The organism is Aquimarina sp. I32.4, from assembly GCF_002924285.1.
GTDB lineage: Bacteria > Bacteroidota > Bacteroidia > Flavobacteriales > Flavobacteriaceae > Aquimarina.
In genome coordinates this window covers 23,640-48,028 of the sequence record NZ_PGUB01000030.1, presented here as the reverse complement: position 1 = coordinate 48,028, position 24,389 = coordinate 23,640, and the positions used below count along the sequence as shown (strand labels likewise).

The 24,389-nt window shown below is 34.1% G+C and carries 19 protein-coding genes and 1 pseudogene; 15 read left to right on the top strand and 5 right to left on the bottom strand.

Annotated elements, in window-relative coordinates; genetic code table 11:
• Positions 1-498 (bottom strand): annotated as a pseudogene (locus tag CVD18_RS08915) (hypothetical protein); the annotation flags it as partial.
• A 281-nt stretch (positions 499-779) separates the two neighbouring features.
• On the opposite strand from CVD18_RS08915, the gene CVD18_RS08910 reads away from it, so the two are divergent.
• From CVD18_RS08910 to CVD18_RS08895, 4 genes are all read left to right on the top strand, one after another.
• Positions 780-1,979, top strand: a complete 1,200-nt coding sequence (locus CVD18_RS08910; RefSeq protein WP_103865093.1) for a porin — start codon at positions 780-782, stop codon at positions 1,977-1,979.
• 78 nt (positions 1,980-2,057) lie between these two features.
• Entirely contained in the window at positions 2,058-4,442 is a 2,385-nt protein-coding gene (locus tag CVD18_RS08905) for an inorganic phosphate transporter (RefSeq protein WP_103865092.1), read from the top strand.
• Positions 4,443-4,719: 277 nt separating this feature from the next.
• On the top strand, positions 4,720-5,403 hold the full coding sequence (locus tag CVD18_RS08900; RefSeq protein WP_103865091.1) for a response regulator transcription factor: 684 nt from the start codon (positions 4,720-4,722) through the stop codon (positions 5,401-5,403).
• Positions 5,403-6,482 carry a cell wall metabolism sensor histidine kinase WalK gene (locus CVD18_RS08895; protein ID WP_103865090.1) on the top strand — a complete coding sequence of 360 codons (1,080 nt, stop codon included), beginning with the start codon at positions 5,403-5,405 and terminating at the stop codon, positions 6,480-6,482. The genes CVD18_RS08900 and CVD18_RS08895 overlap by 1 nt, the downstream gene beginning before the upstream one ends.
• Here CVD18_RS08895 and CVD18_RS08890 read toward each other — a convergent pair.
• Complete coding sequence (locus tag CVD18_RS08890; protein ID WP_103865089.1) at positions 6,420-7,475, bottom strand: glycosyltransferase; 1,056 nt, start codon at positions 7,473-7,475, stop codon at positions 6,420-6,422. The genes CVD18_RS08895 and CVD18_RS08890 overlap by 63 nt on opposite strands.
• Before the next feature lie 309 nt (positions 7,476-7,784).
• Here CVD18_RS08890 and trmB point away from each other — a divergent pair, with 309 nt between their 5' ends.
• The 5 genes from trmB to CVD18_RS08865 all read left to right on the top strand — a co-directional run bounded on the left by trmB (position 7,785) and on the right by CVD18_RS08865 (position 11,035).
• Positions 7,785-8,459, top strand: coding sequence for a tRNA (guanosine(46)-N7)-methyltransferase TrmB (trmB, locus tag CVD18_RS08885; protein ID WP_103865088.1), 675 nt, complete (start codon positions 7,785-7,787; stop codon positions 8,457-8,459).
• Positions 8,460-8,471: 12 nt separating this feature from the next.
• Positions 8,472-9,095 carry a LysE family translocator gene (locus CVD18_RS08880; protein ID WP_103865087.1) on the top strand — a complete coding sequence of 208 codons (624 nt, stop codon included), beginning with the start codon at positions 8,472-8,474 and terminating at the stop codon, positions 9,093-9,095.
• Complete coding sequence (locus CVD18_RS08875) at positions 9,092-9,451, top strand: MGMT family protein (RefSeq protein WP_103865086.1); 360 nt, start codon at positions 9,092-9,094, stop codon at positions 9,449-9,451. Before CVD18_RS08880 ends, CVD18_RS08875 begins: the two co-directional genes overlap by 4 nt.
• 201 nt (positions 9,452-9,652) lie before the next feature.
• Entirely contained in the window at positions 9,653-10,792 is a 1,140-nt protein-coding gene (locus tag CVD18_RS08870) for an Mrp/NBP35 family ATP-binding protein (protein ID WP_103865096.1), read from the top strand.
• A gap of 3 nt (positions 10,793-10,795) precedes the next feature.
• Complete coding sequence (locus CVD18_RS08865; protein WP_103865085.1) at positions 10,796-11,035, top strand: NifU family protein; 240 nt, start codon at positions 10,796-10,798, stop codon at positions 11,033-11,035.
• Between the two features lie 2 nt (positions 11,036-11,037).
• Here CVD18_RS08865 and CVD18_RS08860 read toward each other — a convergent pair whose 3' ends face one another.
• Complete coding sequence (locus tag CVD18_RS08860; protein ID WP_103865095.1) at positions 11,038-11,934, bottom strand: metallophosphoesterase family protein; 897 nt, start codon at positions 11,932-11,934, stop codon at positions 11,038-11,040.
• Positions 11,935-12,735: 801 nt separating this feature from the next.
• Here CVD18_RS08860 and CVD18_RS08855 point away from each other — a divergent pair.
• The 5 genes from CVD18_RS08855 to hpf all read left to right on the top strand — a co-directional run bounded on the left by CVD18_RS08855 (position 12,736) and on the right by hpf (position 16,992).
• A complete protein-coding gene (locus CVD18_RS08855; protein WP_146052743.1) occupies positions 12,736-13,947 on the top strand; it encodes a hypothetical protein in 1,212 nt (403 codons plus the stop codon).
• A gap of 23 nt (positions 13,948-13,970) precedes the next feature.
• Complete coding sequence (locus CVD18_RS08850; RefSeq protein ID WP_103865083.1) at positions 13,971-14,501, top strand: hypothetical protein; 531 nt, start codon at positions 13,971-13,973, stop codon at positions 14,499-14,501.
• Between the two features lie 20 nt (positions 14,502-14,521).
• A complete protein-coding gene (locus tag CVD18_RS08845; protein ID WP_103865082.1) occupies positions 14,522-15,475 on the top strand; it encodes a DUF6175 family protein in 954 nt (317 codons plus the stop codon).
• A 13-nt stretch (positions 15,476-15,488) separates the two neighbouring features.
• A complete protein-coding gene (locus CVD18_RS08840) occupies positions 15,489-16,427 on the top strand; it encodes a hypothetical protein (protein WP_103865081.1) in 939 nt (312 codons plus the stop codon).
• A gap of 262 nt (positions 16,428-16,689) precedes the next feature.
• Complete coding sequence (gene hpf, locus CVD18_RS08835) at positions 16,690-16,992, top strand: ribosome hibernation-promoting factor, HPF/YfiA family (RefSeq protein ID WP_103865080.1); 303 nt, start codon at positions 16,690-16,692, stop codon at positions 16,990-16,992.
• A gap of 47 nt (positions 16,993-17,039) precedes the next feature.
• Here hpf and CVD18_RS08830 read toward each other — a convergent pair whose 3' ends face one another.
• Positions 17,040-18,215, bottom strand: a complete 1,176-nt coding sequence (locus tag CVD18_RS08830) for a hypothetical protein (protein WP_103865079.1) — start codon at positions 18,213-18,215, stop codon at positions 17,040-17,042.
• A 213-nt stretch (positions 18,216-18,428) separates the two neighbouring features.
• Positions 18,429-19,724, bottom strand: a complete 1,296-nt coding sequence (tyrS, locus tag CVD18_RS08825) for a tyrosine--tRNA ligase (RefSeq protein ID WP_103865078.1) — start codon at positions 19,722-19,724, stop codon at positions 18,429-18,431.
• Positions 19,725-20,468: 744 nt separating this feature from the next.
• Between tyrS and CVD18_RS08820 the strand changes: the two genes are divergently transcribed.
• Entirely contained in the window at positions 20,469-23,858 is a 3,390-nt protein-coding gene (locus CVD18_RS08820; protein ID WP_103865077.1) for a tetratricopeptide repeat protein, read from the top strand.
• The last annotated feature ends 531 nt before the right edge of the window (positions 23,859-24,389 follow it).

The window sequence follows — 24,389 nt, the reverse complement described above, 5'->3', positions numbered from 1 at the left end:
TCTAGGTAATTCCCTGTTTCCTTTGCCAGATTCAAGAAAGAAAATATCATCACTCTCTACAATACCTTCAAAACCATTAGGAACAGCCCCTTCAAAGGCACTTAATATCTTATGACGCCAGTTAAATGAAGTTTGAATACAGATACCTGTCTGTTCAGCACATTTCTTTATCGAATTGCCTGATAGCATATGGTACAAATAAACGCTAAGCAAGTTCCTCTTTTTTAAACCAAAAGTAACTTTACCTGTAGTTTCCCTAAAATACTTCTTGCACGATTTACAAAAGTAGCGTTGTACACCATTAGCCTTGCCATTTGCACGGATATCGATGCCTTGACAATTAGGGCAATGTAGTGACTGGCTTTGTTGTACCTCGGAATGAACAGTATACAAGTCAGGCTCTGAAGGATCGACCATAGACAATAGCTCCTTAATTACGGTCTCACGACCCGATTCATCTAGGCTTTTGAAAAATTGTGTGAAAGATTCTGGCACCATTTGTATTTGTTTTTAAACAAAGATAACTAATTAAGTCGTATTATAGAATATAGCCAATATTTTTGACGAGTCATTTGACAAATGGTAATTTCAAAAAATCATATTAGTTTTTGTCGACTTAGATTTTTGAAATATTAGGCTAATCGAATTTCGGTTAGCCTTTTTTTTATTTGCATAAATACTAAAAAAAGCACTTTAATATAATTATTATAAAACATTTAGTTAACATTAAGTTAATATTAATACAAGTTATTTGCACCTGACAAAAACTAGTATTGATAATGAAATTAAAGGTTATAATTACGGCATTAGTATTATCTATATCTTATGGTATAAATGCTCAAGAAATCACTGAAACTAAATTTGGTAAAGGCATTCTAAATGTGGTTGCCAAAGATAGCTCTTGGAGTATGAAGTTTGCAGCCAGAATGCAATTTCTCTCTACTACAGGATGGGATATCAATGATGATGATTTTAGCAGTCCAGAAACTAATTTCTTGGTTAGAAGAGCTAGATTAAAATTTGGTGGTTTTGCCTATAGCCCAAAACTACAATACAAAATAGAATTAGGATTATCTAATCGTGATCTATCAGGTGGATCAGAATTTACAAGCAATACCCCAAGATATATTCTTGACGCAGTTATAAAATGGAACTTCTATAAAAACTTTACCTTATGGGCAGGACAGACAAAATTGCCTGGTAATGTAGAGCGTGTTATTTCTTCTGCCAATATGCAACTGGTAGATCGGTCAAGATTAAACAGTAGATTTAATATCGATCGTGATCTTGGTGTACAATTACGACATCATTTTAACCTTTCTAATAAGTTTCTTGTACGAGAAATAGTTGCTGTTTCTCAAGGAGAAGGGCGAAATATAACTACTGGAAACTTAGGTGGACATCAATATACAGGAAGGCTTGAATTATTACCTTTTGGTACGTTTAAAAGTAAAGGAGAATATAAAGGTGCTGACCTAAAAAGAGAGCAGACACCCAAATTAATGCTTGCCGCTACCTATGATTTTAATGCTAATGCAGTTAAAAACAGAAGTAACCAAGGAGACTATATGATAACAAATACAGGGTTTTATGAAACCAATATTACTACCCTATTTGTTGATGCGGTATTAAAATACAAAGGATTTTCCTTTATGGGTGAATTTGCAGACAGAGATGCTGGTGATGCAATTGCTGTTGAAGAAGATGGTACCCCAACAGGAGCTATTGTTCAAGTAGGTAACGCACTCAATCTACAAGCTGGATATTTGTTTAAAAACAATTGGGAGGTTGCAGGAAGATATACAAACCTTAACTATGATGCTGTTGTTGGAAAAGCCCTCGAAGAGCAATATACCTTAGGAATCTCAAAATATGTTGCTGGACACAATCTAAAAGTACAATCAGATATAAGCTATACTACAGAAAATGGTAATGGTAGTGGGTTAATGTACAGACTACAATTTGACATACATTTATAACCAACAAGACAATACATAACAATTTCTTAACATTGGGCTGGGAATTGATTATAATATTTGCACTTTAAATAAAAAAGAATGGATAACATTTACTTATTGATGGTTGTGGCACTTGCAATTCTTGCAATTGCAGACCTTATTGTAGGAGTTAGTAATGACGCAGTCAACTTCCTAAACTCGGCTATAGGCTCTAAAGCAGTATCTTTTAGAACAATTATGATTGTTGCCAGTGTGGGTATTGCCGCAGGAGCTATTTTTTCTAGTGGACTTATGGAGGTTGCTCGAAAAGGAATATTCAACCCTGGAGAATTCTATTTTGATGAGATCATGATCATCTTTATGGCAGTTATGATTACCGATATACTCCTGCTCGACTTTTTCAATACCCTAGGAATGCCTACCTCAACCACAGTTTCTATTGTGTTTAACCTTTTAGGAGCAGCGGTATGTGTAGCCTTAATCAAAATTGCAGATCAAGGTCAAAGCTTTGCTGATTTAGATAATTATATCAATACAAAAACAGCAACCAAAATTATAAAAGGTATTTTACAATCTGTTGTCATTGCCTTTTCTGTTGGTGCCCTAGTTCAATTTATTACACGTTTATTACTTTCTTACAATTTTGAAAAGAAAGCAAAATGGGTAGGTGCTCTCTTTGGTGGAGTTGCCCTTACTGCATTATTGTATTTCATTTTTATGAAAGGGATCAAAGGAACAGCCTATGCAAAAGCAGTAGTAGATATTGTATATAATGGTGGAACCGAAGGGTTATTAGATTGGGCCAATAATTATTTTGGAAGCACCTATGAAAGCATCAAAGAACTTGCAAAAGCAAAAAAAGATTTATTTAAAATAGATGCTGGAGCAGGTACTATCAAAATGACCTTACGAGGACTCTTGGAAACTTTTGTTTTACAAATTGTAGCCATCGGTTTTGTCTTCTGGTCTATATTATCATTTATTCTTATTAAATTCTTTAAGATAAATATTTATAAGCTTATCATCATTGTTGGTACATTTGGATTGGCACTTGCTTTCTCTGGTAATGATCTAGTAAACTTTATTGGTGTGCCTATCGCAGGTTGGGAAGGATACCAATTATGGCTACAATCTGACAAATCAGCAGATGAATTCTTGATGACAGGACTGGCAAGTAAACAAGAAACAGAATTTTTCCTTTTGCTTGCAGCAGGGCTAATTATGGTACTCACGCTATGGTTCTCTAAAAAGGCACGATACGTTGCAGAAACAGAAATCAACCTTTCTAGAGAAGGAGAATCTAAAGAACGTTTTAAACCTAACTTCTTATCCAGAGGTATTGTAAGAACTACTGTATTAATTTCTCAAGGTTTAACTGCAATAACACCAAAACCTGCCAAAGATTTTATAGAAAAACAACTTGCAAAACCCGTTATTGATTTACCAAAAGACAAGACGTATCAATTACCTGCTTTTGATATGGTAAGAGCAGCTGTAAACCTTGTTGTAGCTGGAGTTTTGATTTCTATTGCAACTTCTATGGGATTACCTCTTTCTACCACTTATGTAACATTTATGGTAGCTATGGGAACCTCTTTATCAGATAGAGCATGGGGAACAGAGAGTGCTGTATATCGTGTAGCTGGAGTGCTAAATGTAATAGGAGGATGGTTTTTTACTGCCATAAGCGCATTTATTGCTGCTGCCATAGTAGCATTTCTTATTAACCTTGGTGGTTCTGTAATGATTGCTGTACTTCTACTTGTAGCCGTATTATTGCTCGCAAGAAACACTATCAATTACAGAAAAAGAGTAAAAGCAGAAAAAGCAGAAGACAGCCTTAAAAGCTCAGAAAGTAGTTCTGTACAAGGAGTAATAGAAGAAAGTGCTGATAACATCAAATCCTTTGTAAATAGAGGTAATAAGATCTACATGAGCACAATCGATAGCCTTGTAAAATATGATCTAATTGCCCTAAAGAAAAGTAAAAAAGGAATTGCTAAATTAGATGAAGAAGTCGAAGAGCTAAGAGATAATATTTTCTATTTTATCAAAAATTTAGATGAATCTAGTGTAGGAGCCAGTAATTTTTACATCAATATTCTAGGATACTTACAAGATATGTCTCAATCTTTGGAGTATATCACCAAAGCAAGTCATAAACATGTAAATAATAACCACAAAAAACTGAGATTTAATCAGATCAAAGATCTAAAAGAAATCGAAGAACAATTGAAAGAGTTTTTTGGGCAAATAAAAAAAGCATTTAGCGATAGAGAATTTGAGAGCATTGATAAAATTATTAACGAAAAACAAGAGCTTTTTAATAAGGTAAATAAAAAAATTGACAAACAGGTTGCCAGAACCAGAACTGAAGAAAGCAGTCCTAAAAACACAACCTTATACTTTGGATTATTATTAGAGACCAAAGACCTTATTACAGCTACAATGAATCTATTAGAAACCTATAGAGATCATAAATAATAATTTAGCCCAACAATAGGTAATAAAAAAGCTAAATAGTGAAGTACTATTTAGCTTTTTTATTTTTGAAGTGGTTTACACTTTTTTACTCCCAATATCATTTCAAATACACACACTCCAAGTAAAAAAACACACCTATTTAACTTTGAAATTGTTGCTACATTAAGAAAATGTTATCTACTCACTATTCGAATGTTAGCTTATTGTTACCAAGCATATATAAATATGCATACTATATATTAAGTAGTATATTTATCCTATGTAATGTCATATAATAATGAATAAAAAAGAAATTACGATACTATTAGTAGATGATGAGCCTGATATTTTAGAAATAGTCGGGTACAACCTTAATGCAGAAGGTTATAGTGTGATTACTGCAGAAAACGGGATCGAAGCTGTAAAACTTGCCAAAAAGAAAAAACCACATTTGATTATTCTGGATGTTATGATGCCAGAGATGGATGGTATAGAAGCTTGTGAGCATATTCGTAAAATTCCTGATTTAAAAAATACAATCATTACATTTCTTACCGCTCGCGGGGAAGACTATTCTCAAGTTGCTGGTTTTGATGCTGGTGCTGATGATTATATCACAAAACCTATTCGCCCCAAAGTTCTGGTAAGCAAAGTAAAAGCATTACTACGACGACTCAAAGAAGAAGAAAACTCTGACAATGTTGTCAAAATAGGTGATTTGGTAATCAATCGTGATGAATACAAGATCATCAAAGACAAAAAAGAGATTGTATTACCAAGAAAAGAGTTTGAATTATTATCTTTATTGGCATCCAAACCAGGCAAAGTATTTAAACGAGAAGATATTCTTGATAAAGTTTGGGGTAATGAAGTCATCGTAGGAGGCAGAACTATAGATGTACATATTAGAAAACTGAGAGAAAAAATTGGTGATGATAGTTTCAAAACCATCAAAGGAGTAGGATATAAGTTTGTTGTTTAATGGCAGAAAATTTCAAAAAGTCATATAAGTTCGCATACCTTTCGTCCTTATATATAACCATATTATTAACGCTCGTACTGAGCGTTTTTTTTTATACCCAATCACTATTCAATCCATTCATTATAACAGGACTTATAATCGCCTGCTATCTGATTTCCTTTTTTGTTATTCAATATAGGGTCGAAAAATTTATCTATCGTAGAGTGCGCAAAATATATGATGATATAGAAATGCTTGAAGCAGATGCTATAGAAGATAGCCCTGTTACTACAGATATGAAAACCCTAATCAAAGAGGTTGAAAAATTTGCCAAGCAACGAAAAACAGAAATCGAAAGCTTAAAAATCAAAGAAGCTTATCGTAAAGAGTTTATGGGTAATGTTTCTCATGAGCTAAAAACCCCTCTATTTACGGTACAAGGATATGTTCTTACCTTACTAGACGGCGCAATGAATGACCCTGTCATTCTTGATAAATACTTAAACCGTGCCAACAAAGGAGTAGAACGCTTAATCTATATTGTAAATGATCTGGATATGATCACCAAATTAGAAGTTGGTGATCTTAATCTCAATTATAGTAATTTTGACATTGTAGAATTGGTACAAAGTGTATTTGACTTGTATGAAATGAAAGCTTCAAAAAAGAACATTGCGCTTACCTTTGATATGAATTATGAAGAACCTATCCTAGTACATGCTGATAAAGAACGAATACAACAAGTTATATCTAATCTTATTGTAAATTCTATTAAATACGGTAAAGAAGATGGTACAACAGAAGTGAGTATCGAAGATTTGATCCGTAATAAAACAATCATAAGAATAACTGATAACGGAGAAGGGATTGCGCAAGCTCATATACCTCGTTTGTTTGAACGTTTTTATCGAGTAGACAAAAGTGGTTCTCGCAAAGAAGGCGGATCAGGGCTTGGATTGGCTATCGTAAAACATATTATCGAGGCACACCATGAGCGTATCTATGTAGAGAGTGATTATCGGGTAGGAAGCGAATTTTCATTTACCCTGGAAAAAGTGAAAAAGTTCCCTATAGTCGATGTCGGTACTAAAACTACTTAACCCCCTATACATATTCATATCTCTTAGTTTTTTTAACGTAAATTCATTCTGATTACAACTAGGTACTAGTTTGTTTACAGTCAGACGATTGGCTAGATACTCCTGCTCAAACTGCCCTGGAGTAGGAATAAAGAATGCCTTCTTCTTTAATTTGGCAAGATCCATAACCGTCGTATATCCAGACCTTGAAATGATCAGATTACTACTATTGATTGTATCCTCTAGGTCTTTGCCTGTAAGATAATTATGAATGATAATATTATTTTTTACATATGTCTGCTGCGTCTCTTCAATAAGACCCCGTACAAAGACAATTCTTTTATCACTTTGTTCAAATTCCTGAAACAGCTTTTCTTCTAATAAAGTTCGTTGGGGTTCTGGCCCAGAGAGGAGTACCATAATATCATATTTTTTGGGCATAATCTGATGCTCAAATCTACTTAATGGCCCTAAATATGTAACAGGAATACTATTTCTTTTAGGATGCCCCAATGCTCCACTCAAATTAGGATCATCTGCCATATCAGGCACCCAACAAACATCAAATTTCTTGATATATTTATTATGCAATTTGGTACTGATAGAAGTAGTTTTACCGCTAAGTACTGTAAGTTGATGTGTAATAAACACAGAGGGAACACTCTTATGGTGTACCCCCATTCTATTATCAGAGATAATACCACAAAAATTATCTCCCTCCATCACCTTTTTAATCACCCTTTTTTCTGCACGTATCGCATGAGCAATCTTTGGGCTATTCAAAAGCATTTTTAATTTAAAATTACTGGCTTTTTTAGAATACTCAATATTATAAGAAGGCAGAGACCTCGTTTGCAATGCAGGAAACTCCTTTTTTAATAATGATAAAGCAACACCATCAGAAGCAATAACTGGTTCAATCCCTTCTTTTATTAATGCATTGATAATAGGTATACATCGCGTTGCATGACCTAATCCCCAATTAAGAGGAGCTACAAGTACTTTCTTACTCAAAACATTCTAGTTTTTAAATGATTACAACGATTATAAAATTGACTATCAATAATAAAAGTAATCCTATTTCCTTATGCAGATATTTCCTTAATTTTACCAAAAAATTATCTTTAGTGAAACTCAATACCCTTTTTATATCATACGCGTTTATATGCATGTGCCAGATATTCAAAAAGTATACGGTAAGTTATGGGCGTACCCCCACTGCTTAGGCAGTGTGGTCGGGCTATACACGCTACATGGTAGCTTGTTCCTATCCCTTACGCAATTGGTGTTACATTAAAAAAAATAAAAGAAATAAGAAAATCAGTGGGAAGTAAGAATAAATTAAAACGGTTCAACGAGAACAAAACCTTTCATAACGTAGTAGAACCTACGAGAGAAGAGGTTCTTAACAACACGTTGGGGTATAAAGGAAAATGGAATGAGAATTTTTTTAAAAACCAAAACCCAATTGTTCTTGAATTAGGATGCGGAAAAGGAGAATACACTGTTGGATTAGCAGAACAATACCCAGATAAAAATTTTATTGGGATCGATATAAAAGGAGCTCGTTTTTGGCGTGGAGCCAAAACTGCTATCGAAAACGAAATGGGCAATGTTGGTTTTATCAGAACTCAAATTGAACTTATAGATCATATTTTTGAAAAAGAAGAAATTGATGAAATTTGGATTACATTTCCTGATCCACAGATAAAATACAAACGCACCAAACACAGATTAACTAATCCCGATTTTTTACAGCGATATAAGGCAGTATTAAAACCCGATGGAATTGTACATCTAAAAACAGATAGTGAATTCATGCATGGATACACTCTAGGTCTATTACAAGGTGAGGGACATGACATCCTCTATGCAAATCACAATGTGTATCATAATGAGGGAGCTCCCGCAATTGTAACAGCAATTCAAACTTTTTATGAAAAACAATATCTAGAAGAAAATAAACCTATAACTTACATCCAGTTTAGGATCATGTAATTTGCTGTAATTTTGGAAGTTACCAAACTATTTTTAATCACATTTTTTGCATCACTAATCGGGGTAATCCCTCCTGGATTGGTAAATATGACTGTTGCCAGAACATGTCTTGAAAAAGGAAAAAAAAATGGAGTTCTAGTAGCCATAGGCGCATCAATAGTAGTGCTATTTCAAGCGCTTGTAGCCATCTTACTCGCTAAGTATATATTTTTCAACCCTTATATCAGAAACATTTTGCTTCGCACAGGAGCTGTGATTTTTTTCTTTATGGCCATCTATTTTTTTGCAAAAGCAAAACAAAAAAATGCCAAAATCAAGGTTCATAAACACAACAGCACCAGAAGTTTTTTTAAAGGTGTTATGGTTTCTGTAATCAACGTATTACCCATCCCCTATTTTTGTGCTATTGCTGCAGGAATGAGTGTAAGTGGCAAGATAGAATACGATGCCATAAAAATCATTGTATTTATCATCGCAGCAGGAACAGGAACCTTTGTTACGCTTTATTTTTATGTATTTTCTTTTCTCAAAATCGAGAAGAAAACAGCATCTATTACCAAATATTCCAATTATTTTATGGCTATATTAATGTTGATTTTAGTCATTATAACACTCATAAGAATCATATACGTATGACGATCAAAAAAGATGATACTACCAATTCACCAGAATCTGATAATTTTTTTGATCGGGTATACCAAGTTGCCAAGCTTATCCCTTACGGAAGAGTAACCTCTTACGGAGCAATTGCAAAATATCTCGGGGCAGCTCGCAGTGCAAGAATGGTAGGATGGGCAATGAATTCAAGCGGAAAACAAGAAGATGTGCCTGCACACCGAGTAGTAAATAGAAAAGGAATACTAACTGGTAAGCATCATTTTCAAGGAACAAACCTCATGCAACAATTGCTAGAAAATGAAGGAATTAAGGTAATCGATAATCAAATTATAGATTTCAAAAAAATATTCTGGGATCCTATGCAAGAATTATAAGAAACTAGCATACACTATCTTCTCTTTACAAATACATGTCCCTAGTTATTTCTTGATTTTTCAAGAATTTACAAAAATCATTATATCAGAAACAACAATAACATTATAGATCATTTCAATTTACAAGCTTTATAATCTTAACTTTTCGAGTTATCTTTGCATCCAGATTGGTGGATTAGTCAGAAAAAGAAATACTACCCTATGAAGTTAGAGAAATCAGATATTCTAAAAGCACTAGAAACAATTACTGTAGCCGGTGAAGGCAAAAATATGGTAGAAAGTGGTGCTGTCAAAAATATAATCACTTTTGGTGATGAAGTTGTTGTTGATTTGGTATTAGCAACCCCTGCTTTACATATTCGCAAACGTGCAGAAGTAGATGTAATGAAGGTGATACATGAAAAAGTATATGAAAAAGCTAAAATAACTGTCAATATCAAAGTTGAAGCTCCAGCTGCAACACCTGAAAAAGTTGAGATCAAAGGAAAACCCATTCCTGGGATAACCAATATCATAGCAGTAGCATCTGGTAAAGGAGGTGTAGGTAAATCTACCGTAACCTCTAACCTAGCCGTAACCCTAGCCAAAATGGGATTCAAGGTAGGAATATTAGATGCAGATGTCTATGGGCCATCAACACCTATTATGTTTGATGTAGAAAGAGAACGCCCTCTTTCTATCAAAGAAGATGGTAAATCAAAAATGAAGCCTATAGAAAACTATGGCGTAAAGATTTTATCTATTGGTTTTTTTACACAACCTAATCAAGCTGTAGTTTGGAGAGGGCCAATGGCTGCAAAAGCATTAAATCAATTGATATTTGATGCCGCATGGGGAGAGATAGACTTTATGTTGATCGACTTACCTCCTGGTACAGGAGATATTCACCTATCCATTATGCAATCGCTACCAATCACGGGAGCAGTAGTAGTAAGTACCCCTCAAAATGTTGCTCTTGCAGATGCCAGAAAAGGAGTAGCCATGTTCCAACAGGAGAGTATTAACGTTCCTGTATTAGGAATTATAGAAAATATGGCATATTTTACACCAGAAGAGCTTCCTAACAATAAATATTATATCTTTGGTAAAGAGGGTGCTAAATATCTAGCTGAAGATCTTGATGTTCCGTTTTTAGGAGAAATTCCTCTAGTACAAAGTATACGTGAGGCTGGAGATGCAGGAAGACCCGCAGCATTACAAACGGGAACCCCAATAGAAAAAGCTTTTGACCAATTAACAAAAAACGTGGTTCAGGAAGTAGTAAATAGAAATACAAGCTTACCACCAACTGAAGCAATAAAAATAACAACCATGGCAGGATGTTCTGTCGTAAAAAAATAGAAAATGACTTCTGAAGAATTAAGAATTAATGTTGAAAAGGCACTAGATGAAATTAGACCTTTTTTGGAAAGTGATGGAGGAAATATTTCTTTAATTTCTATTGAGGATGGCAAAAAAGTTAACGTACAGCTAGAAGGCGCTTGCGTAGGGTGTAGTGTAAACCAAATGACCCTTAAATCCGGAGTAGAAATGACGATCAAGAAATATGCCCCGCAAATAGAAGAAGTAGTTAATATAGAATAACACTACTCTGTAATAAAATCACTAAGGTTTTGAGGTCCTTCTAGAGGAACTCTAATAATTTTAAGAATACCATCATCGGTAGTAGCAATCTGCCATTTGATAAGAGTAATACTGCCATTTTCTATTTCTATTCCTGTAATAGATCGAGGATGCACGCAACTCCCGTCATTAAATAGTGCTAGTTCTCCTGCCTCAGGAAACCTAGGTCTATGGGTATGACCTATAATAGTCAAAAGGTTGTTGTTATTTGCAATCCATTTCTTAATCCTGCGCTCTATACGTATCGTTTCTTTATAATTCTTTGCAGGACTAGTGGGATCAGAAATCCCAATCACCTGCAACGGTTTCCATAAAACCCGAACCAGAAATCTGTTTATCTTCCACCCTGTATAATTCATGAAATCTGCCTGATGACCATGCAACATAAAGACTTCTTGTTCTGTATTTTTATGTTGTAACACAATAGCCTCATTATACTTTATCCCTGGAAACAACGGCACTTCCTGATCTGTCTTATGATCAAAATAAGAACTTAGGTTTTTTTTCACATGCTTTGGATCACGATACACCATATCATGATTTCCCCAAATCATTTCTAACCTATTATCAGCATAAAACATCTGCAATAACTCATATACATTTTTATGAGTACGTAAAATAGTTTCAAATTTCAAGTTTTCCCAAAGTTCATCCCCATCTCCCAATTCGCAATATGTAAACCCCTCATTGAGATAATAACGCATCGCATGAAAATATATATTCCTATTATTTGCAAACTCATCTGCAAAACTATTATCTCCTCTATGACAATCACTAAATAAGATAAACTTCGAATCATCATCAAACGGAATTACTTTTGCTTTCTTATAAGCACGATCCAAACGAAATTGAGAAGACAACATATAACTTAGTTTTTAGTAAATATAAATATTCTTACTTAAGCAGTATCTCTTTATAATTACAGATATTACCATATAACAAACCCACTTTATACATTAAAACCTCCTTATGAGGGTTGAAAATGCGATAAAACATAATGTTTCACTGAATTCAATGTAGCACCACTATAGCTATATCATTTTAACTTTGAAATCGTGCCTATGAAATTAAATTGATTGGGTATCAAGCATACCCCTGTTATGGTTATTTTGAAATAATTTTAAACTATAATAGATTTAACGAGATAAAACAACTCTTCCTTTTCAAAAGCAAAAAACATGTCCTGAATCATCAACAAGTTAAAGATTCAGAACTTTTCTTTTTTTTGATGAACTTACTTTTACCGTGATTTAGCTACTGTCATTTTCATATGATTGAATTAATTACAGATAACTAAACAAAAAAAAATGCATTATTAAAAAGGGAAAATGAAATTAAACACTAACTATCAATTTATTACAACTCAGAAAGACTATAAAATCTATTTTCTTAGCAAAGAATAAAAATGTAATACAATAAGATATGAATAAGGGAACATATTGCATTGTAATTCATCATAAAGTACTTTTTATCAGCAATACACACCTTGTTGCAATTGCCAATATATAAAAAAGATAATTAACTATTTCTTGAAAATCATTCCAAAAAACAAATAAAATCTTGTTTACCAAGATCTTAAATTACACCTGTGATTTTATAGTGTAGCCCTACACACTGTCTTTGCAGTAAAACTAAGTTATCAATTTTAAACCAATTAACCTATGAAGAGAATAATACTATGCTTACTAATAACCATAAGTACATTTAATAGTTATGGTCAGAATAAAACAACTGATGCAGTCTATAGAAGGAGCTCTTTGTTTACACTAATGGTAACAGATGAGGAAAGAAAATATGGAGATGTCATTCAAGAAGCATTTACAACCGCTCCAATTCCAGAAAAATTTAATAATCACAATATTGATTTCAGAGCAATTGCCAAAGTATATGATGAATCATTATCAAAAGAAGAAATAATAGAAGCTCAAAAAACTGCTATCGAAACGTATTTCTCTACCAATAAGATTGCCAAGGCAGTAGTTGCAAAATGGTTCAACAGAAGTCAACTAGGCGGCTTTAACATGAATCTAATTTCAGAAAGAGGTTCCTATAATGCTACCGAATTAGATGTAAAAATAGCAAATAACAGTGAACGTGGATTAGCACTATTAGCTGATGCAGGAGAAGAACTTATAAAAAACACTTTTGTAATTGTCAATGACTTCAAATACATCAGTAAAGAGGAAGTTGCTCAAAAAGCAAAAAAAGGTCTGGCATTTGCCTCGAGCTTAACAGGAAAAGCAGGTTTAGGAGGATCATTAGCCAACAAAGCTCTTGATGTTGCTGGAAAAGGTTATGTAATCAAAACAACCTCATACCTATACAAATTAGTCTGGAACGAAGAAATGGCAGCGATCTTTTATAATGACTATTGGATCGACGATGCTAATCTTGATGACACTAAAAAGAAAGCATTTGAAGGATCTGACATTTTCAAAGTAGAATTGGTAGGAACAGAAGTAGCATGGGCTGATTTACAAGCCACATCCTTTACCAAAAAAAGTGAAGAAGAATTGGTTGCCGTAGCAACAGTAAAAGCTGTAGATGCTGTCATTGCAAAATTGCAAAGAAAATATGAAGTATTCAGAACCAAAACTCCGCTATTGAGCGGAGATCCTCTATCTGCAAAAATTGGATTAAAAGAAGGACTAGAGGGAGGAGATAAATACGAAGTGCTCGAGCAAACAATTGACAAAAACGGAAAAACTTTTTATAAAAGAAAAGGAGTTATTAAAGTAACCAAAAAACAAATCTGGGATAACCGATTTATGGCTGGAGAAGAACAAGAACCTTCTGAAGAAGTTAAAGAATATACACTATTCAAAGGAGGTAAAAACTTCTACGCTGGAATGCTAATCCGACAAATAAACTAACTAAAAAAATCAAATTTTAAAACATGAATAAAGTCATCATAAAAACAAGCCTGATTCTAATATTACTATTAGGCTTTAGTATCAATGCTACCGCACAGAGAAGAAAAAAACAAGCCAATAAGGATACAAAAGCGTGGCGATATGATATCGAATGCAAAGGCATTGCAAAACAAGGCTCTAAACTTGTAAAAGTATGGTCCTATTCAAAAAGTCCAAAATTCGCTATCGCACAGGCAATGAAAAATGCAGTACATGGTATCGTTTTTAAGGGATATGCAGGAGGAGAAAGTGGCTGTACTTCTTTTAAACCTTTGGCAAACAGACCAGGAATAGAAAATGAACATGTAGCTTTTTTTGAAACTTTTTTTAGTGACAAAGGAGAATTTATGAAATATGTTACAACAGCAACAGACGGCAATATTGCTCCTGGGGATAGGCTAAAAGTAAGTAAAAAAGAATACAAAATAGGAGTGGTTGTCAATGTAGCAACCGATCAATTAAGAAAAAAGCTGGAATCGGAAGGGATTGTCAAAGCATTAAACGCAGGGTTTTAAACGTAAAAACAAAAAAACTAATGAAAAAAAATATAACACTACTTATCGGAGTCTTTTTACTGACCATCTCATTTGGTTTTGGTCAAGCAAAAAAACCAACACTTATGGTTGTTCCCAGCGATGTCTGGTGTAACCAGAACGGATATATGTTAGCTTATAATAACCAAGGAACCATTGTAAAAGTTCCTGATTACAAAAGAGCTTTTCAAGAAAACGCAGAAGTACTTCAGGTAATCAGTCAAATAAACGGAATAATGGCAGATAGAGGCTTCCCTTTAAAGAATATGGAATCTGCTATAAAAACTCTAGAGTCTAATGCCGCCGAAGATAATATGCGTGCTTCAAAAGATACAGGAAGTGGAGTAAGCGAAAGTCCAATTGATGCCCTTAAAAAAGTTGCTAAAGCAGATATAATCATGCAACTTACTTGGACAATTAACAGAACTGGTCCAAAAAAATCAATCACATTTAACCTCCAGGGACTGGATGCATATACCGATAAACAAGTTGCAACTGCAACTGGAACAGGAGCACCTTCTTTTTCTGCAGAGGTACCCGTACTATTATCAGAAGCAGTATTATCTCATATGGATAACTTTACTGGTTCGCTACAAACTCATTTTGATGATATGTTTCAAAATGGCCGTGAAATCATTGTAAGAATCCAAAAATGGGATGATTGGGATGGTGATCTTGAAACAGAATACGGAGATGAAGAACTAGGAGTTGTTATCGAGGACTGGTTAGCAGAAAACACTGTTAAAGGAAGGTTTAACACTACCGATATGACAGAAGATATGGCTCTATTCGAACAAGTAAGAATCCCTCTATTCAATGATAAAGGAAGAGCAATAGACGCTAGAAGATTTGTAAAAGGACTTAGCAAAAAACTAAAAAGTGAACCCTATTCCATACCCAACAAACTTGTTATGAAAGGACTGGGTAGAGCAACTATAATATTAGGAGGAAAATAAAACCATATTCATCATGAAAAAATTACTATATATAGCATTGCTTTTGGTTGGAACTACTTTGGTAGCTCAACAAAAAAAGACCAATGACGGAATCTCACTAGCTGCTTATGTTCCCAGACAAGTAGAAGGCATACCTTCTTCCGCAAGAAATATGCTAGTCAATAGATTAACACAAGTTATTACCAAAAACGGAATAAGTGATAATGTTTATAATGCTAGATTTATTCTAGCTCCAAACATTAGTGTTTTGAGTAAGGACATTACAGCAACTGCCCCTCCAAAAACAGCATTAAATCTTAATGTTACTTTGTATATTGGAGATGGGATTTCAGGAAATTTATTTGCCAGTCAATCTATAGAATTAAAAGGAGTAGGCACCAATGAAAACAAGGCATACATATCTGCTATAAAAAGATTGAACCCTAAAAACCCTGAAATTATAGAATTCGTTGAGAAAGGAAAACAAAAAATTATAGAATACTACAACAAGAACTGTAATCAGGTACTCAAAAAAGCAACTGCACTCGAAGCGCAAAATCAATTTAAACAAGCTCTTGCTGTACTAACAAATGTTCCTGAATCTAGTACTTGTTTTAATAAAATAAAATCAAAAATAGCATCACTTTATAAAAAGAGTATTGATAGAGATTGTAAACAAAAACTAGCAGAAGCATCTGCTATATGGACAGCTAACCAAGACATAAATGCTGCAAATGAAGCAGGAGCTATTTTATCAACTGTAGAGCCTCAAGGAGCTTGCTACGGACAGGTGAAATCATTATATACAAAAATAGCTACTCGTGTAAAAAACCTAAGTGATAGAGACTGGAATTACCAGTTAAAAGTACTTGATCTTAACAAAACAGCCATACGAGCTGCCAGAGATGTAGGGGTAGCATATGGTAAAAACCAACCCAATAACGTAAAATACAACGTGAAAGATTGGTACTAAAGAGTAACACAATACACTCATAACAAAAAGACTGTCTAAATAATTATTTAGACAGTCTTTTGCTTTTCATTCATACCTATATTAGCTCCTAAAATATTTGATATTGTTTTCTGCAAAAAAACTAGTTCTCAATATGATATTTATCATATGCAAAATCCTCTATAGCTCTTATTTTTGATATAGAAATCAAACCAGATAATTACATCAATAAGACGCTTTATAATAGCGTATACTTACATTTCTGGAATAAAAAAATAAGCATATGAAAATCAATATTCAATTTGTACAAATGCCAACCAGTGAGACTATGGAAGAGTACGTGCAAGAAAAACTTGACAAATTATACAAAAAATACGACTGGATTATCAAATCAGATGTGTTCTTCAAAAAAGAAAATGACCCTACAGGAAAAGGAAAGATTTGCAACATAGAACTAAGTTTACCAGGTCCAAAAATACATGCTACCTCAAACGAAAAGAACTTTGAAATGGCTGTCAAAGAAACATTAAGTGATCTTGAAGTACAGCTAAAAAAGCGTAAACAAGAAATGAAACCTTACATATAGCAATATAATGAGTATATCCTCTCTTCTTTTACAGAGGAGAGGAGCTATTATTCTTTAAGCAATTCTAGTTCTGCAATATCATCTTTACTGAACATATTCTTTATTTTTGAGAATACTCCCTTGTTTAATTGCTCCCCAAAAGTTTCTTTTTCTCGTATTTCTACACCCAAAACCTGTGCGATATCATCAATATATTTATGATATGATCTATTAAACAGCAACGCTACATCTCCTGATTCGTTTGTAAGAAGTATACTCAATCCATTCTGCAATAAAAAGCTATTCTCAACATTGATTTCCTCTTCTACTTTCGTCATAAGAAATCTATTCTTTACAAGAAAGATTTTATCATCTCGTTCCTCTAATCGAACAATTTTTCCTTTTTTGAATTTCTTCGTTTTTACTTTAGTGTAGACTAATACCGATAACACACCATCTCCATTTGTTATTATCTTCTCTTTTTTTCTAAAAAGATTAAGTATTGGGTATACAAATAAATATTTTGTTCTGGTTACCAATCGAACAGACCTACGGTATAACAAAAGGGCAATCAAAAACATAATACCCGATATAACAACCGATACCGTTGGACTCACAATACTAATAATTACAAACAATATCGTGACCCCCATTTTTGCAATTTCTAAAAAAGAATCAACCAAAGGTATTGGCGATAAGAATATCAATATGTCTAAAAAGAATCGCACTGTCATCACAATAACAAGAAAGTACATTGACACAACCAGTACCAACATAGTCTTAAAGCTTACAGACAAAAAACCTGCTTGATATACAATCTCACTATGTGCGGGATCATTTGATAAAAATGTAGGTACAAGTATAATTATGGCATTTATAAGCAATGCCGCATGATTAGACAGGTAATCATCAACCAGCCCAATGGTCGCTGTAGCTTTGTTTGTTTTTACCACCGTTCCTACCAGTGCCGTAAACAAAAAGAGAACTCCAAATAACACGATAACAAACCAATTATCAAAAAAAGGATTGGTGGCTACATACTCGTTATGAATTCCAAATTTGGATAAAACAGAAGTCAAAAAAACAGTGATATAAGGATTAATCCCCATAGGTGCTAATTGTGCAAATTGAGAAACCAACGTACTATTTTGGCCTATTGCACTTATTGCATCCTCATTCGTTTCTTGAGCCAGCATCATAAAAGGTAATACCAGTAATATCAAAAGTAATATTCGTGATCTCATAATCTCTTTATAGTTGTTTAATCTTTCGAGTAACAAACACTATTCCATTTGCTTTCGATTAGACTAAAGATAGTAGTATCAAAACTATACATACTTAATTTATTTTACAAAATCACACACTAAAAACGTATTATTCTCAAAAACAACACTTTACACTGTGCTTTTCAGAACCTTTTTTTAGCACTCAACTATACGTATTTGCAGTAGTTATCCTCAAACTACTCTGATCACAAAATAATTTTTCTTACCTCGTTGCAATAAAACAAACTTACCATTAATCAAATCATTTTCTGATATAGAATACCCATCGGTAACTTTCTCTTTATTTACAGAAATAGAATTTTCTTTTAGCGCTCGTCTGGCTTCTCCATTAGATTTTAGAAAGCCTGTTTTTTCTGCTAATGCACCAATAATATCAAGCCCTTCTACAATTGTACTTTTTTCTATTTCAGCTTGTGGCACTCCATCAAATACATCCAAAAATGTAGCTTCGTCTAAATCTTTAAGATCTGCAGAAGTAGATTTACCAAATAAAATTGCAGATGCTTTAATTGCATTATCCAAATCTTCTTGAGAATGTACAATTACAGTCACCTCATCTGCTAGTTTTTTCTGTAGTGCTCGTTGGTGTGGAGCCTCTTTATGAGTCGCTACCAAAGTCTCTATTTCTTGTTCAGTCAAAAAAGTAAAAATCTTAATATACTTTTCTGCATCCTCATCACTTGTATTTAACCAATATTGATAGAATTTATAAGGCGAAGTTCTCTTTGCATCCAACCATACATTTCCACCTTCAGACTTACCAAACTTTGATCCATCTGATTTAGTAATCAATGGGCAAGTAAGCGCATATCCTTTTCCTCCAGAAACCCTCCTTATCAACTCAGTACCAGTCGTAATATTACCCCACTGGTCGCTACCACCCATTTGCAAAGTACATGTATGCTCTCTGTATAAATGTAAAAAGTCATACCCTTGCACCAATTGATAAGTAAACTCTGTAAACGACATTCCTTCTGATGATTCAGACGATATTCTGTTTTTTACAGAATCTTTGGCCATCATATAATTTACGGTAATATGCTTACCTACATCTCTGATAAATCCTAGAAATGAAAACTCCTTCATCCAATCATAGTTATTCACCAATACTGCCGAATTTGGAGCATCGCTATCAAAATCCAAAAATCTACTTAGTTGCCCTTTTATAGACTCTTGATTATGACGCAATGTTTTCTCATCAAGCAGATTACGTTCTGCTGATTTTCCAGAAGGGTCTCCAATCATACCTGTAGCACCTCCTACCAATGCAAAAGGCTTATGCCCTGCTCTTTGATAGTGTGCCAATAACATAATAGGCACAAGATTACCTATATGCAATGAATCTGCAGTAGGATCAAAACCTACATAAGCCGATCGCATTTGCTCCATTAGATATTCTTCGGTTCCAGGCATTGCATCATGCAACATACCTCTCCAGCGTAACTCGTCTATAAAATTCTTGGTCATGGTACTATAATTCTATTAAGAGTAGCAAAGATAAAAATATGAACAATATCCTGCTATGAATCTGATAGAAATACGTGCAAATGATAAAGTCACAAAAGTTTTGAATATCGAACACCCAATACCGAACACTGAATGTTTAAGTTTCTCATTATTCATTACTCAATTCTCACTACTGATTTATTAAATGTAAAACCGCAAAATTATAAATGTAAAATTATAAAGTGTCTTCTCCTGAAATAGCGATTAGATTAAAAACACGCTCTGATGGACCAAAAAGACGTTCCGTTAGACTCAGGAGTCCCAAAATTGGACGTTGAGGTCTCAAAATTAGAGAAGAACCACCCAATTTTGGACTTTAGACACCCATCGTTGGACTATATAGACCCAAAATTGGGACTCCTGAGTCTAAATTTTCATCAAATAGACCCAACGGAAGGTAAAATCGGCCCATCACATTATATAGACCTCCCAAATTTGAGACATGTTGACTCAAAATTGGACATAAATAATAGTTTTTTGTTGAGAAACTGCATGTTCTGTCCTCCCAGCGTAGGCTCACTACCAAGGAGTACTCATTGCGTCGTGATGGATTCCCGATCAAGTCGGGAATGACAAATGAAGATTACTCAATTCTCATTACTACCTGCTATACACTATATACCCTAATTTTATACTCCTTTCATTGACAAAAAGGTAACATTTTTACGTTCTTTGCTATTAACTATTGGGATAACAATATTATTTATGGGAGAAATACGATTGGTTTTATCAAAACTTACTTTAGGAATCTTTTTTTTCTTTTTACAATATGCTATTCATGCACAAGCTACAAATGACACTCTACAAGCCTCGCAATATTTTGCAAAAGCAGACTCCCTGTTAACAGCAAAGAAATATTCAGGTGCAATTACCTATTTTGAAAAAGCACTCCCCATCTACCAGAAAAAAAGAATATGGACTAAAGTAGCGAGCTGTTATAATAAAATTTCTGAAAGCAAGCGACGAAACAAAGAGTATCCAAAATCCTTAGGTAATGCAAAAAAAGCCCTACAAATCTGCACTCAATATTTACCTACAAACAATAAAGAAGAGGCAGATGCTTATCATAATATAGGACACTTTTATTACTATGGAGATACAAAAGATTACAAAAAAGCATTAATCAAGCATCAAAAAGCATTGGTTATTAGGCAACAACTTTTTGCCAAAGATCATTTGAGTATTGCAGAATCTTTTGAAAGGATTGGAGATGCAATCCATATGCAACGAAAATATAATAAGGCTTTAATTTATTACCAGAAAGCATTACTGATTAGAAAGCAACATTTAGAACAAGATAATCTGGGAATTGGCAATTTGTATTTTAACATAGGATTGACATATAAAAAGCAAGAAAAATATGATACGGCGTTAACATATATAAATACAGCTTTATCTATTAGAGAAAAAGAATTAGACAAAAATCATTATGATATTGCATTGTGTAATCGATTGTTGGGAGTTATTTATAGAAAAAAAGGAGAATATGATAGAGCCCTCCCCTACTTAGAAAAGTATTTATCTATTTCAATGAATTTGTATGGCAAGGAGCATCATACGATGATTAATGCATTAAATTCAATTGGTCTATGTTATAACAATAAAGGAGAATATGATAAAGCATTAGTGTATCACCAAAAAGCATCTGATGTACATAGTAATATATATAAAGAATGGAAGCCAAGAGTGTTAAATAATATCGGCGTTATTTATAAATACAAAGGAGAATATGATAAAGCACTAGCTTATTATAAAAAAGCTCTAGATGGTAATTTAAAAAAGAGAGGGGAATATCATTATAGCACGGCTATTAATTATAATAATATTGGAAACATCTACCGATTAAAAGGAGCATATAAGCAATCCTTATTTTATTATAAAAAAGGATTAGCCATACGAGTAAAAATATCAGATTATAATCCTTCTGGTATTGCAGATTCTTATAATGATATTGGGGAGTTATATACCCTGCAAAAAGAATATGATACTGCACAATCCTATATCAATAAAGCGCTGCAAAAGCGTATCTCTATTTATGGGGATACCCACCCTGATGTTGCAAATTCATATCATGCTTTGGCAACTATGTATAGAAACAAAGGGGCGTATAGAATAGCTTTACAACATTATCAAAAAGCACTTGCCATTCGGTTGCAGGTGTTTAAAGCGAATCATCCTAAGATAGCTGAGACCTATACTCATATAGCAAGAGTATATACACTACAAAAAGAAGATGCAAATGCCTTGCTGTATTATCAAAAAGCACTAACTGCCAATAGAACTCCTAACAGCACAGAAGGCTCAACCTTTGATACAGGGCAGTATTCAAACCAAAGCATTGCACTAACCTCCCTACAAGGTCTGGCTAAATCGTATACCCAACACTACCAGAAGCATCACAACCCCAAGGATCTCAATAAAGCTATAGGTACCTATCAAAAAGCAACTACTATTATCAATACTATTCGGCAAGGTTTAACCAATTATCAAGATAAGGTGGCTTTTGCCAAAATAGCCAAAGATATCTATAAAGAGGCCATTGCTGCACAGCTATTGCTATATGCCAAAAACAAAGATCAGGCATCTCTAGAAAAAGCTTTTTACTATGCAGAAATAAGTAAAGCCAATACCCTCAAAGAATTACTTGCAGATGCCAATGCTAAAAACTTTACAGGATTACCCAATGATCTTTTAGAGTTAGAAAAAGAGTTAAGAATCAATCGTTCTTTTTATATATCAAAAATTACAGAAGAACAGGTAAAGGAGGAAAGTGATACGGCAAAAATTACCAGATATGAGAATCACCTTTTTGAGGTAAATAGACGGCAGGATTCTTTGACACAAATACTAGAAAAAAAGCATCCTAAATATTATCAGCTCAAATACAAGAAGAACATTGTTACTGCATCAGATATTCAGCGGCAACTAGATGACACCACTACTTTGCTAGAGTTTTTTACAGCAGATAGTATTACCTATGTTTTTGCAATCACAAAAAACAGTATCGCAGTACAGGAACTCACCACCCCTAAACTAACCCAGCAGATCGAAAATTTTAGAGCAAGTATCACCGAAAAAAACACCCTTACTTTTAAGCAACAGGCCCATGAATTGTATCTGCAATTAATAGCCCCAATAATAGATCAGTGTATAGGAGATCAACTTATAATCATCCCTGATGGTTCATTATGGCATCTTAATTTTGAGTTATTACTGTCTAAAGCAGCTACTTCTAACAATCCAGCATTGTTACCATACCTGCTCAGAGATTACGCCATTACCTATGCCAATGCTGCCAACTTGTTATTTGCCTCCTTTAGAGATAAGCAAGAGAAAGCACCTCTACAGGAGTGTCTTGCTTTTTCTTTTTCAGACAGTACACAAACTATAGAAAATACAACTATGCGGTTAGCTTCTTTGAGAGATGCTAGTGGAGACTTGCCAGGTACTCGCAAAGAGATCAGAGCTATTTCTGATATTATAGACGGACAGTATTATTTTGGATCACAGGCAATAGAAGCTAATTTTAAAAACAATGCAAATAAGTATAATATACTACACCTGGCATTGCATGGAGAGGTAGATAATGAACGTCCTGAATATTCTAAGCTCTATTTTACCAAAAATAAAGATACGATAGAGGATAATCTGTTGTATGGGCATGAGTTATTTGCATTAGATATTCCCGCAGAGCTTACCGTGCTTAGTGCTTGTAATACGGGTACGGGTAAGATTGCCAAAGGAGAAGGGATTATGAGTTTGGGCAATGCGTTTCAATATGCAGGAACCAAAAGTTTACTACTCACCAGTTGGGAGGTTTCTGATCAGACTACCCCAGAATTGATGAAGTATTTTTACACGCATCTCAAATCAGGAATGAATAAAGGCAAGGCTCTACAGCAAGCTAAGCTGCAATATCTGGCAACTGCCAACATCAATAGAACAGCGCCTTTTTATTGGGCAGGGTTTTATCTGGTAGGCGATACTGCACCTATGCATTTTGAGCAGACTACTGTATGGTATTGGGTACTTACAATGCTGGTATTGATCCTAATATCAACATGGTTTTGGTATCAGAAGAAATATAAAATATAAAAGTGAAAAATTATAAATGTAAAACCCCATATTCTGTCCTCCCAGCGCAGGCTGGGAACCAAGGGGTACTTATTGCGTCGTGATGGATTTCAGTCTACACTGGAATGACTAAGGAACACCGAATAAAGATTTATAAATGTAAAATTATAAAGTAAAAAAGAGGTTTTGAATATCGAACACCCACTACCGAACACCGAATATGAAGTTTCTAGTTGTGTCGTGAGGATTCCTGATCAAGTCGAGAATGACAAACTTTCTGTCCTCCCAGCGTAGGCTGGGAACCAAGGAGTACTTATTGCGTCGTGATGGATTCCCGATCAAGTCGAGAATGACAAACTTTCTGTCCTCCCAGCGAAGGCTGGGAACCAAGGGGTACTTATTACGTCGTGATGGATTTCAGTCTACACTGGAATGACTAAGGAACACTGAATATTTAAGTTTTCTCAATACTAATTACTCAATTCTCACTACTAATGTATAATGTAAAATGATACAATGAAAAAGAGTTTTTGAATATCGAACACCCAATAT

What these genes read in the sequence shown, in the direction of transcription:
- CVD18_RS08910 (WP_103865093.1), top strand. Translation starts at nt 780, where the DNA reads ATGAAATTAAAGGTTATAATTACGGCATTAGTATTATCTATATCTTAT.
- CVD18_RS08905 (WP_103865092.1), top strand. Translation starts at nt 2,058, where the DNA reads ATGGATAACATTTACTTATTGATGGTTGTGGCACTTGCAATTCTTGCA.
- CVD18_RS08900 (WP_103865091.1), top strand. Translation starts at nt 4,720, where the DNA reads ATGAATAAAAAAGAAATTACGATACTATTAGTAGATGATGAGCCTGAT.
- CVD18_RS08895 (WP_103865090.1), top strand. Translation starts at nt 5,403, where the DNA reads ATGGCAGAAAATTTCAAAAAGTCATATAAGTTCGCATACCTTTCGTCC.
- CVD18_RS08875 (WP_103865086.1), top strand. Translation starts at nt 9,092, where the DNA reads ATGACGATCAAAAAAGATGATACTACCAATTCACCAGAATCTGATAAT.
- CVD18_RS08870 (WP_103865096.1), top strand. Translation starts at nt 9,653, where the DNA reads ATGAAGTTAGAGAAATCAGATATTCTAAAAGCACTAGAAACAATTACT.
- CVD18_RS08865 (WP_103865085.1), top strand. Translation starts at nt 10,796, where the DNA reads ATGACTTCTGAAGAATTAAGAATTAATGTTGAAAAGGCACTAGATGAA.
- CVD18_RS08855 (WP_146052743.1), top strand. Translation starts at nt 12,736, where the DNA reads ATGAAGAGAATAATACTATGCTTACTAATAACCATAAGTACATTTAAT.
- CVD18_RS08850 (WP_103865083.1), top strand. Translation starts at nt 13,971, where the DNA reads ATGAATAAAGTCATCATAAAAACAAGCCTGATTCTAATATTACTATTA.
- CVD18_RS08845 (WP_103865082.1), top strand. Translation starts at nt 14,522, where the DNA reads ATGAAAAAAAATATAACACTACTTATCGGAGTCTTTTTACTGACCATC.
- CVD18_RS08840 (WP_103865081.1), top strand. Translation starts at nt 15,489, where the DNA reads ATGAAAAAATTACTATATATAGCATTGCTTTTGGTTGGAACTACTTTG.
- hpf (WP_103865080.1), top strand. Translation starts at nt 16,690, where the DNA reads ATGAAAATCAATATTCAATTTGTACAAATGCCAACCAGTGAGACTATG.
- CVD18_RS08830 (WP_103865079.1), bottom strand. Translation starts at nt 18,215, where the DNA reads ATGAGATCACGAATATTACTTTTGATATTACTGGTATTACCTTTTATG.
- tyrS (WP_103865078.1), bottom strand. Translation starts at nt 19,724, where the DNA reads ATGACCAAGAATTTTATAGACGAGTTACGCTGGAGAGGTATGTTGCAT.
- CVD18_RS08820 (WP_103865077.1), top strand. Translation starts at nt 20,469, where the DNA reads ATGGGAGAAATACGATTGGTTTTATCAAAACTTACTTTAGGAATCTTT.